General features: G+C 62.8%; 14 protein-coding genes. 8 read left to right on the plus strand and 6 right to left on the minus strand.

What is annotated here, in order from left to right:
- Positions 1 to 111: 111 nt before the first annotated feature.
- Together parC and UC34_RS08675 are read left to right on the plus strand one after the other, a co-directional pair.
- Positions 112 to 2448, plus strand: coding sequence for a DNA topoisomerase IV subunit A (gene parC, locus UC34_RS08670; protein WP_044455226.1), 2337 nt, complete (start codon positions 112 to 114; stop codon positions 2446 to 2448).
- 11 nt (positions 2449 to 2459) lie between these two features.
- Positions 2460 to 2912 (plus strand): CopD family protein, encoded by a 453-nt coding sequence (locus UC34_RS08675; RefSeq protein WP_044455227.1) that lies wholly within the window; start codon positions 2460 to 2462, stop codon positions 2910 to 2912.
- Here the strand turns inward: UC34_RS08675 and UC34_RS08680 are convergent.
- Positions 2909 to 3841, minus strand: a complete 933-nt coding sequence (locus tag UC34_RS08680) for a LysR substrate-binding domain-containing protein (protein ID WP_044455228.1) — start codon at positions 3839 to 3841, stop codon at positions 2909 to 2911. The two genes, UC34_RS08675 and UC34_RS08680, sit on opposite strands and share 4 nt — an antisense overlap.
- A gap of 132 nt (positions 3842 to 3973) precedes the next feature.
- On the opposite strand from UC34_RS08680, the gene UC34_RS08685 reads away from it, so the two are divergent.
- Positions 3974 to 5242, plus strand: a complete 1269-nt coding sequence (locus UC34_RS08685) for an MFS transporter (protein WP_044455229.1) — start codon at positions 3974 to 3976, stop codon at positions 5240 to 5242.
- A 242-nt stretch (positions 5243 to 5484) separates the two neighbouring features.
- Here the strand turns inward: UC34_RS08685 and UC34_RS08690 are convergent, their stop codons facing one another.
- The 5 genes from UC34_RS08690 to UC34_RS08710 all read right to left on the minus strand — a co-directional run bounded on the left by UC34_RS08690 (position 5485) and on the right by UC34_RS08710 (position 9699).
- Positions 5485 to 5940, minus strand: a complete 456-nt coding sequence (locus tag UC34_RS08690) for a RidA family protein (protein WP_044455230.1) — start codon at positions 5938 to 5940, stop codon at positions 5485 to 5487.
- Between the two features lie 282 nt (positions 5941 to 6222).
- Positions 6223 to 7413, minus strand: a complete 1191-nt coding sequence (locus UC34_RS08695; RefSeq protein ID WP_044455231.1) for an aminotransferase-like domain-containing protein — start codon at positions 7411 to 7413, stop codon at positions 6223 to 6225.
- A gap of 140 nt (positions 7414 to 7553) precedes the next feature.
- Positions 7554 to 8450 (minus strand): DMT family transporter, encoded by an 897-nt coding sequence (locus tag UC34_RS08700; RefSeq protein WP_044455232.1) that lies wholly within the window; start codon positions 8448 to 8450, stop codon positions 7554 to 7556.
- Positions 8451 to 8521: 71 nt separating this feature from the next.
- On the minus strand, positions 8522 to 9208 hold the full coding sequence (locus UC34_RS08705; RefSeq protein ID WP_044455233.1) for a VOC family protein: 687 nt from the start codon (positions 9206 to 9208) through the stop codon (positions 8522 to 8524).
- Between the two features lie 137 nt (positions 9209 to 9345).
- Positions 9346 to 9699, minus strand: a complete 354-nt coding sequence (locus UC34_RS08710) for a DUF2917 domain-containing protein (RefSeq protein ID WP_044455234.1) — start codon at positions 9697 to 9699, stop codon at positions 9346 to 9348.
- Positions 9700 to 10003: 304 nt separating this feature from the next.
- Between UC34_RS08710 and UC34_RS08715 the strand changes: the two genes are divergently transcribed.
- From UC34_RS08715 to UC34_RS08735, 5 genes are all read left to right on the plus strand, one after another.
- Entirely contained in the window at positions 10004 to 11449 is a 1446-nt protein-coding gene (locus tag UC34_RS08715) for an aminotransferase-like domain-containing protein (protein ID WP_157123098.1), read from the plus strand.
- A gap of 292 nt (positions 11450 to 11741) precedes the next feature.
- Positions 11742 to 13628 (plus strand): molecular chaperone HtpG, encoded by a 1887-nt coding sequence (gene htpG / locus UC34_RS08720; protein ID WP_044455235.1) that lies wholly within the window; start codon positions 11742 to 11744, stop codon positions 13626 to 13628.
- A gap of 225 nt (positions 13629 to 13853) precedes the next feature.
- Complete coding sequence (locus UC34_RS08725) at positions 13854 to 14450, plus strand: chorismate--pyruvate lyase family protein (protein WP_044455236.1); 597 nt, start codon at positions 13854 to 13856, stop codon at positions 14448 to 14450.
- 5 nt (positions 14451 to 14455) lie between these two features.
- Positions 14456 to 15001, plus strand: coding sequence for a DNA-deoxyinosine glycosylase (locus UC34_RS08730; protein WP_044455237.1), 546 nt, complete (start codon positions 14456 to 14458; stop codon positions 14999 to 15001).
- A 189-nt stretch (positions 15002 to 15190) separates the two neighbouring features.
- The gene (locus UC34_RS08735) at positions 15191 to 16033 is read left to right on the plus strand and encodes a spermine/spermidine synthase domain-containing protein (RefSeq protein WP_044455238.1); all 843 of its coding nucleotides are present in this window, start codon (positions 15191 to 15193) and stop codon (positions 16031 to 16033) included.
- Positions 16034 to 16153: the final 120 nt, after the last annotated feature.

The following is a 16153-nucleotide window of genomic DNA, read 5'->3' on the forward strand; positions in this document are numbered from 1 at the left end:
TTTGGTATTCGTACGCGTTTTTGCCGAAATGTGCCGGCGAGCTTGGTATGATCTCGCGGTCAACGTTCACCCGAACTCTCGCCAAACGTTCGCAGCAAACCCACAGGTTTTATGGAACAAGTAGAAGATCTCTTTACGCAACCGTCGGATGACGACACGCTAACGCTCGGCGCGTATGCCGAGCGCGCTTATTTGGATTACGCAATTAGCGTGGTCAAGGGCCGCGCGCTGCCGGACGTCTGCGACGGTCAGAAGCCTGTACAGCGCCGAATTCTGTTCGCGATGAACGAAATGGGCCTTGCGTCCGATGCCAAGCCGGTGAAGTCGGCACGGGTCGTCGGCGACGTGCTCGGTAAATTTCACCCCCACGGGGACCAGTCGGCGTATGACGCCTTGGTGCGCCTGGCACAGGACTTCTCGATGCGCTATCCGCTCATCGATGGTCAGGGCAACTTCGGTTCGCGCGACGGTGACGGCGCCGCGGCCATGCGTTACACGGAAGCGCGTTTGACGCCGATCGCCAAGCTGCTGCTCGACGAAATCGACGCGGGCACCGTGGATTTCGTGCCGAACTACGATGGCTCGACGCAGGAGCCGCGGCTGTTGCCGGCGCGCCTGCCGTTCGTGCTGCTCAATGGGGCGTCGGGTATTGCGGTGGGCCTGGCGACCGAAATTCCTTCGCACAACTTGCGCGAAGTCGCCTCGGCAGCGGTCGCCCTGATCCGCAATCCGAAGCTCGACGACGCCGAACTGATGACCCACGTTCAGGGGCCTGACTTCCCCGGCGGCGGTCAGTTGATTTCCAGCGCAGCGGAAATTCGCGCCGCCTATGAAAGCGGGCGTGGCAGCCTCAAGGTGCGCGCGCGCTGGAAGATCGAAGAGATGGCACGCGGGCAGTGGCAGGCGGTCGTGTATGAGTTGCCGCCGAACACGTCCGGCCAGAAGGTGCTCGAGGAAATCGAGGAACTGACCAACCCGAAGGTCAAGCTGGGCAAAAAGTCGCTCACGCCCGAGCAGCAGAATCTGAAGCAATCGATGCTGGCCATGCTTGACGCCGTGCGCGACGAGTCGGGCAAGGATGCTCCCGTGCGTCTCGTGTTCGAGCCCAAGTCGAGCCGCATCGACCAGCAGGAATTCATCACGATGCTGCTCGCGCACACCAGCCTGGAGTCGAGCGCATCGGTCAACCTCGTGATGGTCGGCGCCGATGGTCGGCCGGGGCAGAAGTCCCTGCGCGAGATTATCACCGAGTGGATCGGCTTCCGCTTCGCGACGGTCACACGTCGCTCGCGCCATCGCCTGGGCAAGGTTGACGACCGGATCCATATTCTCGAAGGCCGGATGATCGTCTTCCTGAATATCGACGAAGTCATCCGGATCATTCGCGAGTCGGACGAGCCGAAGGTGGCCCTGATGAGCGCGTTCAAATTGAGCGAGCGTCAGGCCGAAGACATTCTCGAAATTCGCTTGCGTCAGCTGGCGCGCCTCGAGGCGATCAAGATCGAGCAGGAACTCGCGGCGTTGCGTGACGAGAAGGCCAAGCTCGAGGAGTTGCTCGCCAACGAAAGCACAATGAAGCGCCTGATCATCAAGGAAATCGAAGCCGACGCGAAGCAGTTCGGCGACGAGCGTCGCACGTTGATTCAGGAAGAGAAGCGCGCCGTCGCAGAAGCGCGCGTCGTAGACGAACCTGTCACGGTCGTGGTCTCCGCGAAGGGCTGGGTGCGCGCACTCAAGGGCCATGGGCTGGATGCGCAGGGCTTCTCGTTCAAGCAGGGCGACTCGTTGTATGGCGCGTTCGAATGCCGGACCGTCGATCCCCTGATTGCATGGGGCAGCAATGGTCGCGTCTATTCCGTTGCCGTGGCGCAGTTGCCGGGCGGTCGCGGCGACGGAGTGCCGCTCACCTCGCTGATCGAGCTTGAATCCGGTTCGCGCTTGTTGCATTACTACGCGGCCTCGGGCGAGCAGGCGCTACTGCTGGCGACATCCGCCGGCTTCGGTTTCACGACCAAGCTGGGTGACATGGTCAGCCGCGTGAAGGCGGGCAAGTCTTTCATGACGATCGACGAAGGCGCTGAACCGTTGGTTCCGACACCGATTTGGCCGGGTGCAAGCGCGGTAGCGTGTCTGTCGAGCGACGGGCGCCTGCTCGTGTTCGGTATGGAAGAAATGAAGGCGCTCACCGGCGGCGGCCGTGGCGTCACACTGATCGGTCTGGAAGCCAAACAGACGCTTGTGTCGGCCGTGCCGATCAGCGAGGCCGGGGTCACGGTGTACGGTGAAGTCCGTGGCGGCAAGGTGCAGTCCGAAACGCTTTCGGGGGCGTCGCTCGCGCCCAACATCGGCAAGCGTGCTCGCAAGGGCCGTTCACCGGCAGTGAAGTTCACGACGTTCAAACCGCGTTCGCTGGAGCCGGTGTTGCCGGCCGTGCCGAAGGCATCCTGACGGAGTCGCGCATGAGTGTTTATGCCTTCAGCCTGTTCCTCCATCTGGTCAGTGTTGCCGTGTGGATCGGTGGAATGTTCTTCGCGCTGGTGTGTTTGCGCCCGGCGTCGTCCGAGCTTTCGCCACAGCAACGCCTGCCGTTGTGGGAAGCGGCGTTCACGCGCTTCTTTACGTGGGTGGGTGTGGCAATCGTGCTGATTTTGCTGTCCGGCGGACACATGATGATGGGCATGGGCGGCTTGCACGCGCGTTGGCCGGTTCACGCGATGGCAGGAATCGGTGTGCTGATGATGCTCGTATTCGGTCACATCCGTTTTGCGTTGTTCCCGCGTCTGCAGCGTGCGGTGCAGGCGCAGTCGTGGCCGGACGGCGCCGCTGCCGTGAACGGGATCCGTCGGCTCGTGATTCTCAATCTCGTGTTGGGCATCGTCGTGATCGGACTGGCGGCGTCGCTGCGTAGCTAACGGGGATCAGCGGCTGACTGGCGCTCGTCGCGCAGCCGGTCAGCCACTTCATGACACATGGCGACGAATGCCTGAACGAGCGGGCTGTTGTCGTCGCGGCGCTTGCCGAGCAAGAGCGGAGCGTGGGCGTCCGGTTCGATGACGTCCATGAAGTGTGCGCCTTCGATCTGAATGCACCGCACGGCTGCCGGCAATACGGCTACACCCAATCCACTTGCCGCGAGCGCGACAATCGTCGTCGACTCGCGCGCCTCCTGAACGACGCGCGGCGTGAAGCCGGCGCGCTCGCACATGCTGCGAATCTGTCCGTCGATGGCTGCGCCCACACCGTGCGGGTGCATGATGAACGCTTCGTCCGACAGGTCGGCAATCGACAGCGCGGCGCGCCGTGTCAACGGATGCCCCTGATGCAGGACGACGACAAGCGCTTCGTCGATCAATGTCTCGAAGCTGAGTCCCGGGAAGGGCGGTGCATCTTCCGCCTGACGCAGCAGCCCAATGTCCAACGTACGTGCCATGAGCGCTTCGCGCTGATGCTCCGAGGGGGATTCGCTCAGCGTCAGCGTGACGCGCGGATATCGCTGACGGTAGCTGGTGAGCACGCGTTTCATCAAATTCGTCATCGGGGCGGAGGTCGTGAACGCGATACGTAGCTCGCCTGCGTCGAGTCCGGCGATCTGTTGGACCTCAAGGCGTGCCGCTTCGGCATCCGCGAGGATCTGGCGCGCACGGACCAGAAACGTGCGTCCTGCCGGGGTGAGAAAGACGCGCCGCTGTGAGCGTTCGAACAGCGACACGCCCAGTTCGTCCTCCAACGCCCGGATCTGCATCGACAGTGGGGGCTGTCCGATATTTAGTTTTTGGGCCGCGCGGCTGAAGTGAAGCTCCTCGGCGACGGTCACGAAGTAGCGAAGATGCCTCAGTTCCATGCTTTCGTCCTTTGATTGATCAGTTTTATATATGAAAATATCGCTTAAATATATATTGGACGCGAGGTAACGGCAAACCTATCATTTGACGTACCCCACTTAACCGTGGCTCGCGCGAGGCGGGCCAGCGTCATGGCATCAACGAATTCCTTCCCCTTGTCTTGCGCCGGTGCGCGCGACGGCAGCGCGGCTGCACCGACACTTCCTGCTGGTGTGGCGCGCGGCACCCGTGAATATTCGGTTATCAGCCGGGCCCTCTTTTTCGGTGGTTTTTCGACCTTTGCGCAGCTTTACTGCATGCAGTCGCTGCTGCCGTTGCTGACGACGACCTTCGGTATCACGCCTGCGCAGGCAAGCTGGTCGGTGTCTGCGGCAACCATGATGATGGCCCTTGGGCTGCTCGTGACATGCGTTGCCGCAGACCGCGTAAGTCGCAAGCGAATGATGACCATCGCGCTGCTCACGTCGTCGGTCCTGACGTTGGCCAGCGCGTTCGCCACCAGCTTCGAAACGATCGTTGTGCTGGCCGCACTCAAGGGCCTTGCGCTATCGGGACTGCCTGCCATTGCCATGGCCTACCTCAGCGAAGAAATCGACCAGCGCTCGCTCGGCATGTCGATGGGGCTGTATATCGGCGGGAATATTCTGGGCGGGATGGCGGGCCGGGTCATGGCGGCTTTCGTCGCGGACATGTTCTCGTGGCGCGTTTCCGTCGCGCTGATCGGGCTGGTGTGTCTGGCGATGGGGCTTGAATTCGCGCGCAGCTTGCCGCATTCGCGTCGATTTACGCCGCGTCGAGTGACCGTGCGCGAAGCGCTGGGACACGCGCGCCGACATCTCGGCGACCCGGCATTGCTGGGCCTGTATCTGTTCGCCGGTCTCATGATGGGCAGCTTCGTGAGCGTCTACAACTACCTGGGCTTTTACCTGTCGGCGCCGCCGTTCCATCTGCCCCATGCCGCAATTGGCGCGATCTTCGCGATGTACCTGATCGGCGTGGTCGGCTCGTTTATCGCAGGACCGCTGTCCGATCGCGTGGGACGTGCGCGATTGCTGTGGGTGCTTGTCGCACTGGCAATGGTCGGACTCGGCACGATGCTGGCATCGCAGGTGGCGGCCGTCGTGATGGGGCTGGCGATTTTCACGTTCGGCTTTTTCGGCGCCCACACCGTGGCGAGCAGTTGGGTCGGTCGTCGCGCGACGCAAGGCCGTGCGATTGCGTCAGCGCTTTATCTGTTTTTCTACTACCTCGGTTCGAGCCTGCTGGGCAGCTTTTCGGGGGTGGTGCTCAAGTCGCATGGCTGGCATGGCGTGGTCGCGTTGTTGTCGGTCGCCGTGATCGCTTCACTGGCCGTCGCCATTGCCTTGCGACGCGCCTTCCGTGCGAGCAAGCCGGCCTGAGCGTCGGAGCGGTTTGCGGCGGATGCGCCGTTGGACAGGCATACAAGACAACAGCCACCCGAGGGTGGCTGTTGTCTTGTTGGCGCTGCATTCGGTCTCGCGCTCGAGGTCGTATTCAACGACGCAGCGGGCGAACGCGCGCTGCGGCGCGCTTCACATCCTCAATTCGATCTCGGGACGTCTGTGCACCCCCTACGCAACGAACTCGAAGCGAATTCTTCCGGTCGAGTCCGTCGGATACATCACGCGAGTTCTGCGATCAGTTCGATTTCGACACATGCGCCGAGCGGGATCTGAGCGACACCGAACGCGGAGCGTGCGTGCTTGCCTGCGTCCCCGAAGACTTCGCCGAACAGTTCCGATGCGCCATTCGTCACCAGATGCTGATCGGTGAATTCTTGCGTCGAGTTCACAAGACTCATCAGCTTGACGATGCGCTTGACCTTGTTCAGGTCGCCTGTGTGGGCATGCAGCGTGGCGATCAGTTCGATGGCGACGGCGCGCGCGGCCGCCTTGCCCTCATCGACGCTCACATCCTGTCCCAACTTGCCGGTCCAGACTTTGCCATCCTTCTTCGGCAGGTGACCGGAGAGGAACACGGTGTTGCCGGTCTGGGCGGCCATCACGTAGGCAGCGGCGGGGGCGGCGGATGTCGGCAGTTCGATACCGAGTTGCTTCAGTTTGTCGTAGACGGACACGTACGGCTTCCTTGCAGAGGCGTTGAAATCGAACCGATACGGTCATGGAACCGGTCGGGGGGCGGCTGGAACGGCAATGCGCGTGAGGCGGTATGCCGTGGTGTCGCTCGTTGTCGACTAACCTCGACCCCTCAGGCAACTGGCCCGAGTCACCTCAGGCCAGTCGGGAAGATGCCCTCGAACGTGCGGCACAGATCATGTCGCGTGAGCCACAGACCGCGTGAACCAGGCGGCGCAGATTGGGGCGGCGCGGATCAGGCAGCGCGAATCAAGCAGCGCGAATCAAGCCGCACGTCGGGGCAGGGCGTCGGCGATGAGGGCGCCAAGGCGCGCGACACCGATTTCGATTTTTTCCGGCGGCACCGTCACGAACGACAGCCGCAGTGTGTTCGTCTGCGGTGTGCCCACGTAGAACGGCGCCCCTGGCACGAATGCCACATTTTGCGCGATCGCTTTTTCCAGTAGCTGCATGGTGTCGATGCCTGCGGGCAATGTCAACCAGATGAACATGCCGCCGGCGGGCGTTGTCCACGTCGCGTCCGCGGGCATGTGCTGCTTGAGCGAGGCGAGCATCGCCTGTGCCTGCGCGGCGTACAGCGTGCGGATCGACGGAATGTGCGTGTCGAGAAATCCATCCTTCACCACCTCGTAGGCGATGCGCTGCGTCAGGCTCGGCGTATGCAGATCGGCCGCTTGCTTGGCTTGCACCAGCTTTGCGATCACTGCCTTGGGGCCGATGATGAAGCCCAGACGCAGGCCGGGGGCGAGCACCTTCGAAAACGAGCCCATATACAGCACATGCTCGGGCGCCAACGACATCAGGCTCGGCAAGCGCTTTCCTTCGTAGTCGAGTTCGCCGTACGGATCGTCTTCGATGATGGCGAGACCGTCGCGTCTGGCCACGGCGGCCAATGCTTCGCGACGCGCCATCGGCAAGCGGCGCCCCGTCGGATTCTGAAAGTTCGGCATCGCATACAGGAAGCGGGCTCCTCTCACCACCTCCGGCGTGAGCGCTTCGGGCAACAGGCCGTGATCGTCGGTCGGCACCGGCACATACGTGGGCGCGAACAGTGAGAACGATTGCAGCGCGCCGAGATAACTCGGGGCTTCGACGAGCACGCGGCTGCCCTCATCGATGAAGATTTTGCCGATGAGATCCAGGCCTTGTTGCGACCCCGTCGTGATCAGCACGTTTTCCGGCGCAAGCGTCAAACCGTCACGCGAATAGCGTTTTGCCACCCATTCGCGCAGCGGCGCGTACCCTTCGGTGGCGCTGTATTGGAGCGCGGCTTGCGGCGATTCGGTAAGTACGCGCTCGGCGGCAGCCCGCATCTGTTCGACGGGGAACGTCGCGGGAGAGGGCAGTCCGCCGGCGAACGAGATGACGTCGGGGCGCTCCGTCACTTTGAGAATTTCGCGAATGGCCGAGCTGGTCAGATTGCGGGCGCGTTCGGAATATTGCCAATCGTGCATGATGGTCTCGCTTGGAATGGGCGGCCTTTCTGAGTGAGCCGCGAATGTCGGGCGTTGCGGGTGCCGAGCGCTTGAGGCAGGCGCAACGCCAGGGGGCTGACAGGTGGCGGCGCAAGGATCGCATGCGCCGACACGTGTCGTCAGATCGGTTTGCCCGTGAGTCGCGAAGCGCCGATCTTCGAGTTCTTGCCGAGTGCGATGGTCAATACGACACCGGCGGCGAACAGCCAGGTGACGGCATCGACCTGTTCGCCGAAAAACAGGGCGGACAGCGCAATCGTAAAGAAAATCTGAAGCAATTGTACTTGGCCCACGCGCGCGATCCCACCCATGGCGAGCCCGGCATACCAGGCGAAGAATCCGATGAACTGCGAGAAGAGCGTGACATACGCGAACGCTCCCCACGCCTTGCCGCTGACCGGCCACGGTTGCTGCCAGGCGAGCCATCCGACGGGCAGCAACAGCACGGGGGCCGATACGACAAGGGCCCAGCAGATGACTTGCCATCCCCCCATCTCACGTGCGAGTTTGCCCCCTTCCGCATAGCCGAGCGCCCCCACGACGACGGCGAGCAGCATCAGTCCATCTGCGGCATGCAGGCTGCCGCCGCCGGCGCGCAGCGCGAAAGCGATGACGATGGCGCTGCCAAGCAGGGCGAAGACCCAGAAGCTGCGCGACGGTCGCTCGCCGCCGAGCCAATAGGCGTAGATCGCGACGAAGAAGGGCTGCAAACCGTTGACTACTGCGCCGTGCGACGCCGGGATCGTCTTCATGGCCCATGCCGAAAAGACCGGAAAAGCGACAATGACGCCGAGCGATGTGACGGCAAGGCTTTTGAGCTGTGCCCGCGTGGGCCAGGGTTCCTTGCGCCACCACAGCAGTGCACCGGCGAATACGGCGGCCACCAGCGCGCGCCCCAGTCCGTTGAGCAGCGGGTTGACCTCCGCGACGACGATGCGCGTCATTGGCAACGTCAGACTGAAGATGAGCACGCCGATCAATCCGATCAGCATGCCCCGGGATTCACGCGAATTCATGGTGTCGCCTCGTGTTTCTGGTGGATGCCGCCCGCCATGCGCTGTGGCCGGGCGTTTGGCGTAACAAAGGTCTAACGCAATGTGCGCGGACCGTTGGGGGTTTCAATTTCGGCTGCGAGCGACGGCTCGACCAGCGTCGCTTCGACGTTAATCAGGGCGTCCGCGCCCAGCCATTGCAATTGTTCTGCGATGGTCGCAGCCTGCGGATGGAAGCCGCGCAACGATGTGACGGCGCAATCGGCGGACGGAAGCGAATCGGATGGATGCTGTACCGAGTCCCACTGGATCAGCGTAGGCAGCAAGCCGTGCCCCGCCCCTTGCCACGATGGCAGGCTGCCGTCCTCCGGCACGCCGATCTGCCAGGTCAGTGCGCCACGCTGCATCGCCATGACGGGCGCCAGACGTTGCGGATACTGTGCTTGCCAGCGCGGCAGCGAACGCGGACGCGCTACGCGGGCCACCCAATGGGCAAGGTAGGGACCCCGGGCAAGCCGTGCCTGTACGGTTTCGTCATCCAGGCCGAACCAGCGCGGGCGATTCGGCGCAGGCGCCTCAGGATCGATCGCAATGATTTCGAGATACGCGTCGCCCCATAGCCCCAACAGGCTGTTGTGAGTGCCCATGCGGGCATGTTTGCCGCCGCGTTGCGGCACAACGTCGGTCAGGCCAAGTTGTTCGATGACATGCGCTTCGCCCGCTTCCAGCGTTTGTGCGGCAACAACGAGGTGGTCCAGTTTCAGGGCGTGAGGTGCACTCATATTGTGTCGTGACGAAGGGAGCCGATGGCAAAAGCGATAGCTTACTCTGCCTCGCTAGCGGCGCCCGCATCTGTCTGGGTGGCTGCGCCCGGCGGCATACGCCTGTGCGCGAGCTGCGACGTAGCGCACGCTTGCGCTTACCCGCGCGAGAATCGCGTCGCCGTGCGGCTTGCGATGCGCGCCGCGATGCTGCGCCACGACAGCGGTAGGCCGATGCGCAGCGCACGGTGGCGCGTCGACGAGGAAAGCAGCTTGGCAGGCTGGCTCATGCGCATGCGAGCCCCGTCTTGCCAAGTGCCGAGCCACACGCGCTGTCCGCCACGAATCTCGAAGCTCTCGCCTGCGCTCAGCCAATGGTCGGCATGCTCGCCTTCCACGGTCAGCCAAAGAAGCCCCTGCAACACTTGCAGCGACTGAGGGCGTTCGGCGGCCGGGCTCCGCCAGAAGACGGTTTGTCCCGGGTCCAGTTCGAAGAGTCGGATTTCACGCATGGCGGTCTCCAGTTGAGAGGACACTTTATCGGTTAACTCCGGTACAGTACCGATACAGATGTCAAGAGAGTTTTCGGTACAGTTCAGGATTGACAGGGAAAATGGCCGGCGTAGAGTGGCGATCCATGATCAATACGGGGCTGACACTTCGACCTGGGAGTGCCTGTCAACCTTCGACACGACACCCATCGGTACGCGCTCGAACGCCTGCGCATCGGCACGATCGGTGCGCTCCTTGGCTCCTTGGCTCCTTGGCTCCGTCAGGCAGGCGCAGCCTGTGGGCGCGCAACAGAGGTAGAGAACGATGACCACGACGAACCGCATTTCTCCGTTGATCCTTGCGGACAATGCCGCGCTCGACACGTCCCGCATGACGCTCGTCGATCAACTCGTGCATTGGGCAAGGCTGCGTATCGAGGAGCGCGTTTTCCTGCCGGGAATGCGCATGCCTTCCATTCGTTCGCTTGCCGAAGACAAGCGGGTTTCGCGCTTTTCGGTCGTCGAAGCGTATGAGCGTCTGGTGGCTCAGGGGTATCTCGAAGCCCGCCGCGGGTCCGGCTTTTACGTGCGCGAACGCCCTGTTATGCCGCCGCAAAACGCTGCGGCGCCGATGGTCCCGCAGGGGCCGCTCGACGTGGCATGGCTGGTGCGCAGCATGCTTCATCAAGTCGCACCGGAGCGCGGGCCGGGGCTCGGATATCTGCCGCCGGGCTGGCTCGACGCGGAGATGATGACGTCCGCCATGCGCTCCATGAGCCGGCAGTCGAGTGCGTATCTGCTTCAGGCAGGCAATCCCCATGGCTTCCTGCCCTTGCGCGTTCAGCTTCAGACGCAACTGGCGGAGTTGGAGATCGGGGCGCGTCCGGAGCAGATCGTACTGACGTCCGGCATTACGCAGGCGGTGGACTTTCTGCTGCGTTTGTACGTAGGTGCAGGGGATACCGTCCTGGTGGGCGATCCGTCATGGTTCGTGATGTTCGGTCGAATTGCCTCGCAAGGCGCGCACACCATCGGCGTGCCGTACACGCCCGACGGGCTCGACATGCAGGCGTTGGAGCGGCTCGTTCAGCAGCACCGTCCCAAGCTGCTGATTCTCAATTCGATTCTTCACAACCCGACGGGCACCTCGCTGACACCCGCGCGCGCCTTTCAGATTCTGCGGCTTGCCGAGCAGTACGACTTCATGGTGCTGGAAGACGACATTTACTGCGACCTGTGTCCGCCGCATCAACAGGTGGCGCGTCTGGCGAGTCTGGATCAACTTAAGCGCGTGATCTACATGGGCAGTTTTTCGAAGACGCTCACGGCCAACCTGCGGGTCGCCTTCGTCGCCTGCTCGCCGGAGTTGGCAAAGACGTTCGTCGATCACAAGATGCTATCGAGTTCGACCACGCCGGAAATCAACGAGCGGATCGTCTACAAGGCGCTGACCGAGGGGCATTACCGTCGGCACGTCGAGCGCCTGCGCACGCGGCTCGACGAGGTGCGGGACAGCGCGCGCCGACACATGGAACGGCTCGGGCTCCGGTTGTTCGGCGAGCCGACGTCCGGCATGTTCCTGTGGGTCGACACGGGGATCGACACGAGCGCCATTGCCGCCGCCGGGCATGAGGCGGGTTTCCTGTTTGCGCCGGGCGCGTTGTTCTCGCCACGTCAGGCGCCAAGTACCTGGATGCGAATGAACATCGCCTGTTGCAGCGACCCGTCCATGTTGTCGTTCCTGTCGCGGCAATTGGAACTGGCGGCCTAGGCCATTTTGCTCGCTTTGGCTGCTTCGGCTGCTTTGGCCGATTCAGCCGCTTCAGCCGCTTCAGCCGCTTCAGCGACCTTAGCCACTTTGAGTTTTTGCCGGGTCTGACGGCTTTTCGGGCCATCAGGGGGTATTCCCCAGCAAAATAACCCTTCCGGCGGCCTTGAAATGCGGCGCGCCCGTCCCTATGTTCCGACCTGTATCGCCGTCGCGGCGGCGCGCGCGCAAGTGCGCCGGGCGGCGATCAGCGTCGACATTTCTTCCATCTCACCGATTCACGAGGGTCCCGACCATGGCGCAAGAAACCATGAGCTTTCAGGCGGAAGTCAAACAGCTTCTGCAACTGATGATTCATTCGCTGTACAGCAACAAGGAAATCTTCCTGCGCGAACTGATCTCCAATGCCTCGGACGCCGCAGACAAACTGCGCTTCGAAGCGATCAACAACGCCGCGCTGTACGAGCAGGATCCGGAACTCAAGATTCGCGTGTCGTTCGACAAGGACGCGCGCACCATCACTATCGAAGACAACGGCATCGGCATGAGCCGCGATGAAGCCATCGCACATCTCGGCACGATCGCCAAGTCCGGCACCAAGGAGTTCTTCTCGCGCCTGTCGGGCGATCAGCAGAAGGACGCTGCGCTGATCGGTCAGTTCGGCGTGGGCTTCTACTCCGGTTTCATCGTGGCCGATCGCATGACGGTCGAATCGCGTCGCGCGGGTCTTGCTGCAGCCGAAGGTGTGCGCTGGTCGTCGACGGGCGAGGGCGATTTCTCCGTCGAGACGATCGAACGTACATCGCGGGGCACCGCCATCACGCTGCATCTGCGTGAAGGGGAAGACGAGTTGCTCTCGTCGTGGCGACTGCAATCGATCATTCGCAAATATTCGGATCACATTTCGCTGCCGATCGTGATGCGCGGCGAATCGTGGAACGAAGAGAAGCAGGCCATGGTGCCGGCCGAGACGGACGAAACCGTCAATCAGGCCAGCGCGCTGTGGACACGCAGCAAAAGCGAGATCACGGACGAGCAGTACACGCAGTTCTACCAGCACATTGCGCATGACATGCAGCCGCCACTGGCCTGGACGCATAACCGCGTGGAAGGGCGCAGTGAATATACGCAACTGCTGTACGTGCCGGGGCACGCTCCGTACGACCTCTGGGATCGTAATTCGCAGGGTGGCCTGAAGCTGTACGTCAAGCGCGTATTCATCATGGACGACGCCGAGCAGCTTCTCCCGAACTACCTGCGCTTCGTGCGCGGGGTGGTCGATTCCGCCGATCTGCCGCTGAACGTTTCCCGCGAGATCCTGCAGGAAAGCCGCGATGTGAAGGCGATTCGCGAGGGATGCGCGAAGCGCGTACTGGGCCTGCTCGAAGATCTGGCCGAAAACCAGCAGGACAAGTACACCCAGTTCTGGGGGGCGTTTGGTCAGGTCCTCAAGGAAGGCACCGGTGAGGATCACGCGAACCGCGAGCGGATCGCCAAGCTGCTGCGCTTTGCGAGCACGCACAACGATTCGGCCGAGCAAAGCGTGTCGCTCGCCGATTACGTCGGCCGCATGAAGGAAGGGCAGGACAAGATCTACTACGTCACGGCCGAGAACTGGGTGGCGGCAAGTCACAGCCCGCATCTCGAAGTCTTCCGCAAGAAGGGCGTGGAAGTGCTGCTCCTGACCGATCGCGTTGACGAATGGATGCTGTCCTACCTGCACGAATTCGACGGCAAGGCGTTGGTGAGCGTGGCACGTGGCGATCTGGATCTCGGTGCGCTCGAAGACGCGGGTGAGAAGGAAGCCCAGGAGAAGACCAGCGATGCGCTCAAGCCGCTGGTGGAAAAGATGAAGGAAGTGCTCGCAGACAAGGCCAAGGACGTGCGTGTGACGTTCCGTCTGACCGACTCTCCGTCGTGTCTGGTCTCCGACGAGAACGACATGAGCGGTACGCTTCAGCGTCTGATGAAGGCCGCCGGCCAGAAGATGCCGGAGTTCCGTCCGATTCTCGAAATCAATCCGGAGCACGCCCTCATCAAACGCCTGAGCGCGGACAGTGCGGACCTGTCGGACTGGACACAGTTGCTGTTCGACCAGGCGTTGCTGGCGGAAGGCGGCAATCTCGAAGATCCGGCGGCGTTCGTCAAACGTACCAACGCGTTGCTGCTCGCCGCACGTTAAGCGAGGCAAGATAACCGTCGAACGAGAGCGGCGCGGGATCTACGGCCCGACGCCGCATTCGCTACGGTATGCCCGACCGAAAACGCCCCCGTGACGAAATGTCGCGGGGGCGTTTTTCATGGACGTCCCTTGCCTACGGCCCTTCGCGCAGAGCGTTCGGCGAGATATGGGCGTGAATCCGACGGGGCGGCGCAGGCGCGCGCAGGCCCTTTATAATGCCGAGCCATGACTTTCCGATTCGATGTAAGCGGGCGGCGCTGGCAGGCTGTCCCGGCACCGGCGCTTTCGCGTCATCACAAGGACTGGCTGACCCGGGGCGGTGCATTGACACGCCATCTGTCCGCACTCGGCCAGGTGAGCGTTCGCGTCGTGGCTGAGCGGGTGATACCGGCCGACGCCGATCAATGCCGCGCCATCGGTGTGCCGCTGCGTACCCCGCTCTGGGCGCGGGACGTCATCCTCCTGATTGACGACGAGCCCGTGGTCGTCGCGCACAGCGTTACGCCACTCACGTATAGTCGGTCCATCTGGCAAGCGATGCGCCGATTGCGCACTCGCCCGCTGGCGGACCTGTTGTATCACGATCCCGCCGTCACGCGATCCGTGTTGGTCTCTCGTCCCCTCGGGCCGCGTCACCTGCTGCACGGGCGTGCTCGCCATGATGCGCGTGACCCCGTTGTCGGCAGGCATCTGCGAGCCCGGCTGTGGGCTCGTCGCTCGGTATTTCTGCGGCACGGTGCGCCGCTGCTTGTCACCGAAGCGTTTCTTCCGCGCTTTTGGCGCCGGCTGTCGTCGAGCCTGCGCGACAATGTGAACGTCTGATTGTCATGTCGAGCTCATCGTCCTCGCGGACCGCACCGACCTTGTCCGGCGCCGGCCTCAAACGCAATTTTCCCCCGGTGGTGGACGCGCGCACGCGTGTGCTGATTCTCGGCAGCCTGCCGGGCGAGGTTTCTCTTGCCCACCAGCAGTACTACGCGCATCCGCAGAATCGCTTCTGGTATCTGGTGGGGGAGGTGATCGGCGAACCGTTGCCGGCGCTCGCGTACGACGCGCGGCTCGACGCGTTGCGCGCCCATGGGGTGGGGCTGTGGGATGTCGTGGCGCAAGCGCGCCGCGAAGGCAGTCTCGACAGCAACATACGATTGCACACCGGCAGCGATCTCGCAGGGTTGATCGCCACGTTGCCTGCACTACGTGCTGTGGCGTTCAACGGCGGCACGGCGGCTCGCATCGGTCAGCGCGCGCTGGCGCAGGGCGGTGTGACGATGCCGGTCGTATTGCTGCCGTCGAGCAGTCCCGCGTACACGATTCCATTGGCCACAAAGCGCGATGCGTGGCTCGTGCTGCGTGACTGGCTGGACCAGACGTAGTCGCCGGCGTCTCTCGCATGCCGGTCGTATCCCGGTCACATACCTGTCCCCCGCGCACCCGATCTGTTCGGTCTGCCGTTTGCGCGCAGACCGCGTATGCGTGGTCACCAGACTTGCGCCGGCGTCCGACATCCCGAACCCGGTACAATGCGAACCCATCGGAATTTCCCGAGCATTACTGAAGGACACATGACCCTCATCAAACGCAAATCCATCGAAGCCGAAGCGTTCGTTGCCGACGACCGTGCCGCCCGTTCACCGCGCCCCGCGTACAAGCCGCGTTTTGCGCCGGTGACGTTCTCCGAAATCGGTGGCGTGCGTTACCTGCATTTCGGCACGGAGTGGGTGCAGGGGGCGATGCGTCTGTCCAAGCCTGACCGTATCGAGCTCGAATACGCGCAGCAGATGATGGCGTGGCTGTTGTTCCTGCGCGCGCCGAAGCACGTGGTGCAACTCGGGCTCGGCATGGGCTCGATCACCAAGTTCACGGCCAAGCAATTCCCGCGCACGCAAGTGACGGCTGTTGAGCTCAACCCGGCCGTGGTCGTCGCCGCTCGCACGATGTTCGATCTGCCGAGCGATTCGCGTCGCCTGAAGGTGCTCGAAGCCGACGCCTGGGATTTCGTGACCGACACCGCAAATCACGGTACTGTCGACGTGCTACAAGTCGACCTCTATGACGCTACCGCGCGTGGGCCCGTGCATGACACGCCGGCCTTCTACAAGGCGTGCCGCGCCGTGCTGCGCGAGCCGGGCATGCTGACGATGAATCTGTTCGGCGATCACGACAGCTATCCGAAGAACATCCGTCGCCTGCGTCAGGCGTTCGACAATCGGGTGATCGAGTTCCCGGAAGTGCATGACGGCAACGTCATCGTATTGGCCTTCAATGGCCCGCTTCTGTCAGTCGAGTGGAAGGACGTGGAAGCCCGCGCCAAGGTGGTGGAAGCGGCCACCGGTCTGCCCGCGAAGCGATGGGTCAAACAGCTTCGCGAAACCAACGGTGACGGCGGTCCAGTGCTTACGGTCTGACGTTACGCACGTAGTGCCGTCAATGGCGTAAGCCGCCATTCGCGGAGATGCAAAAAGCCAGCCGAGAGGCTGGCTGAGGCTGGCTTTTCGTTCTTGCGCGACCGTTAAGTCATCGGCGCG

This window comes from Pandoraea vervacti (genome assembly GCF_000934605.2).
In the GTDB taxonomy this organism is placed as follows: domain Bacteria; phylum Pseudomonadota; class Gammaproteobacteria; order Burkholderiales; family Burkholderiaceae; genus Pandoraea; species Pandoraea vervacti.

What these genes read in the sequence shown, in the direction of transcription:
- parC (WP_044455226.1), top strand. Translation starts at nt 112, where the DNA reads ATGGAACAAGTAGAAGATCTCTTTACGCAACCGTCGGATGACGACACG.
- UC34_RS08675 (WP_044455227.1), top strand. Translation starts at nt 2,460, where the DNA reads ATGAGTGTTTATGCCTTCAGCCTGTTCCTCCATCTGGTCAGTGTTGCC.
- UC34_RS08680 (WP_044455228.1), bottom strand. Translation starts at nt 3,841, where the DNA reads ATGGAACTGAGGCATCTTCGCTACTTCGTGACCGTCGCCGAGGAGCTT.
- UC34_RS08685 (WP_044455229.1), top strand. Translation starts at nt 3,974, where the DNA reads ATGGCATCAACGAATTCCTTCCCCTTGTCTTGCGCCGGTGCGCGCGAC.
- UC34_RS08695 (WP_044455231.1), bottom strand. Translation starts at nt 7,413, where the DNA reads ATGCACGATTGGCAATATTCCGAACGCGCCCGCAATCTGACCAGCTCG.
- UC34_RS08700 (WP_044455232.1), bottom strand. Translation starts at nt 8,450, where the DNA reads ATGAATTCGCGTGAATCCCGGGGCATGCTGATCGGATTGATCGGCGTG.
- UC34_RS08705 (WP_044455233.1), bottom strand. Translation starts at nt 9,208, where the DNA reads ATGAGTGCACCTCACGCCCTGAAACTGGACCACCTCGTTGTTGCCGCA.
- UC34_RS08710 (WP_044455234.1), bottom strand. Translation starts at nt 9,699, where the DNA reads ATGCGTGAAATCCGACTCTTCGAACTGGACCCGGGACAAACCGTCTTC.
- UC34_RS08715 (WP_157123098.1), top strand. Translation starts at nt 10,004, where the DNA reads ATGACCACGACGAACCGCATTTCTCCGTTGATCCTTGCGGACAATGCC.
- htpG (WP_044455235.1), top strand. Translation starts at nt 11,742, where the DNA reads ATGGCGCAAGAAACCATGAGCTTTCAGGCGGAAGTCAAACAGCTTCTG.
- UC34_RS08725 (WP_044455236.1), top strand. Translation starts at nt 13,854, where the DNA reads ATGACTTTCCGATTCGATGTAAGCGGGCGGCGCTGGCAGGCTGTCCCG.
- UC34_RS08730 (WP_044455237.1), top strand. Translation starts at nt 14,456, where the DNA reads ATGTCGAGCTCATCGTCCTCGCGGACCGCACCGACCTTGTCCGGCGCC.
- UC34_RS08735 (WP_044455238.1), top strand. Translation starts at nt 15,191, where the DNA reads ATGACCCTCATCAAACGCAAATCCATCGAAGCCGAAGCGTTCGTTGCC.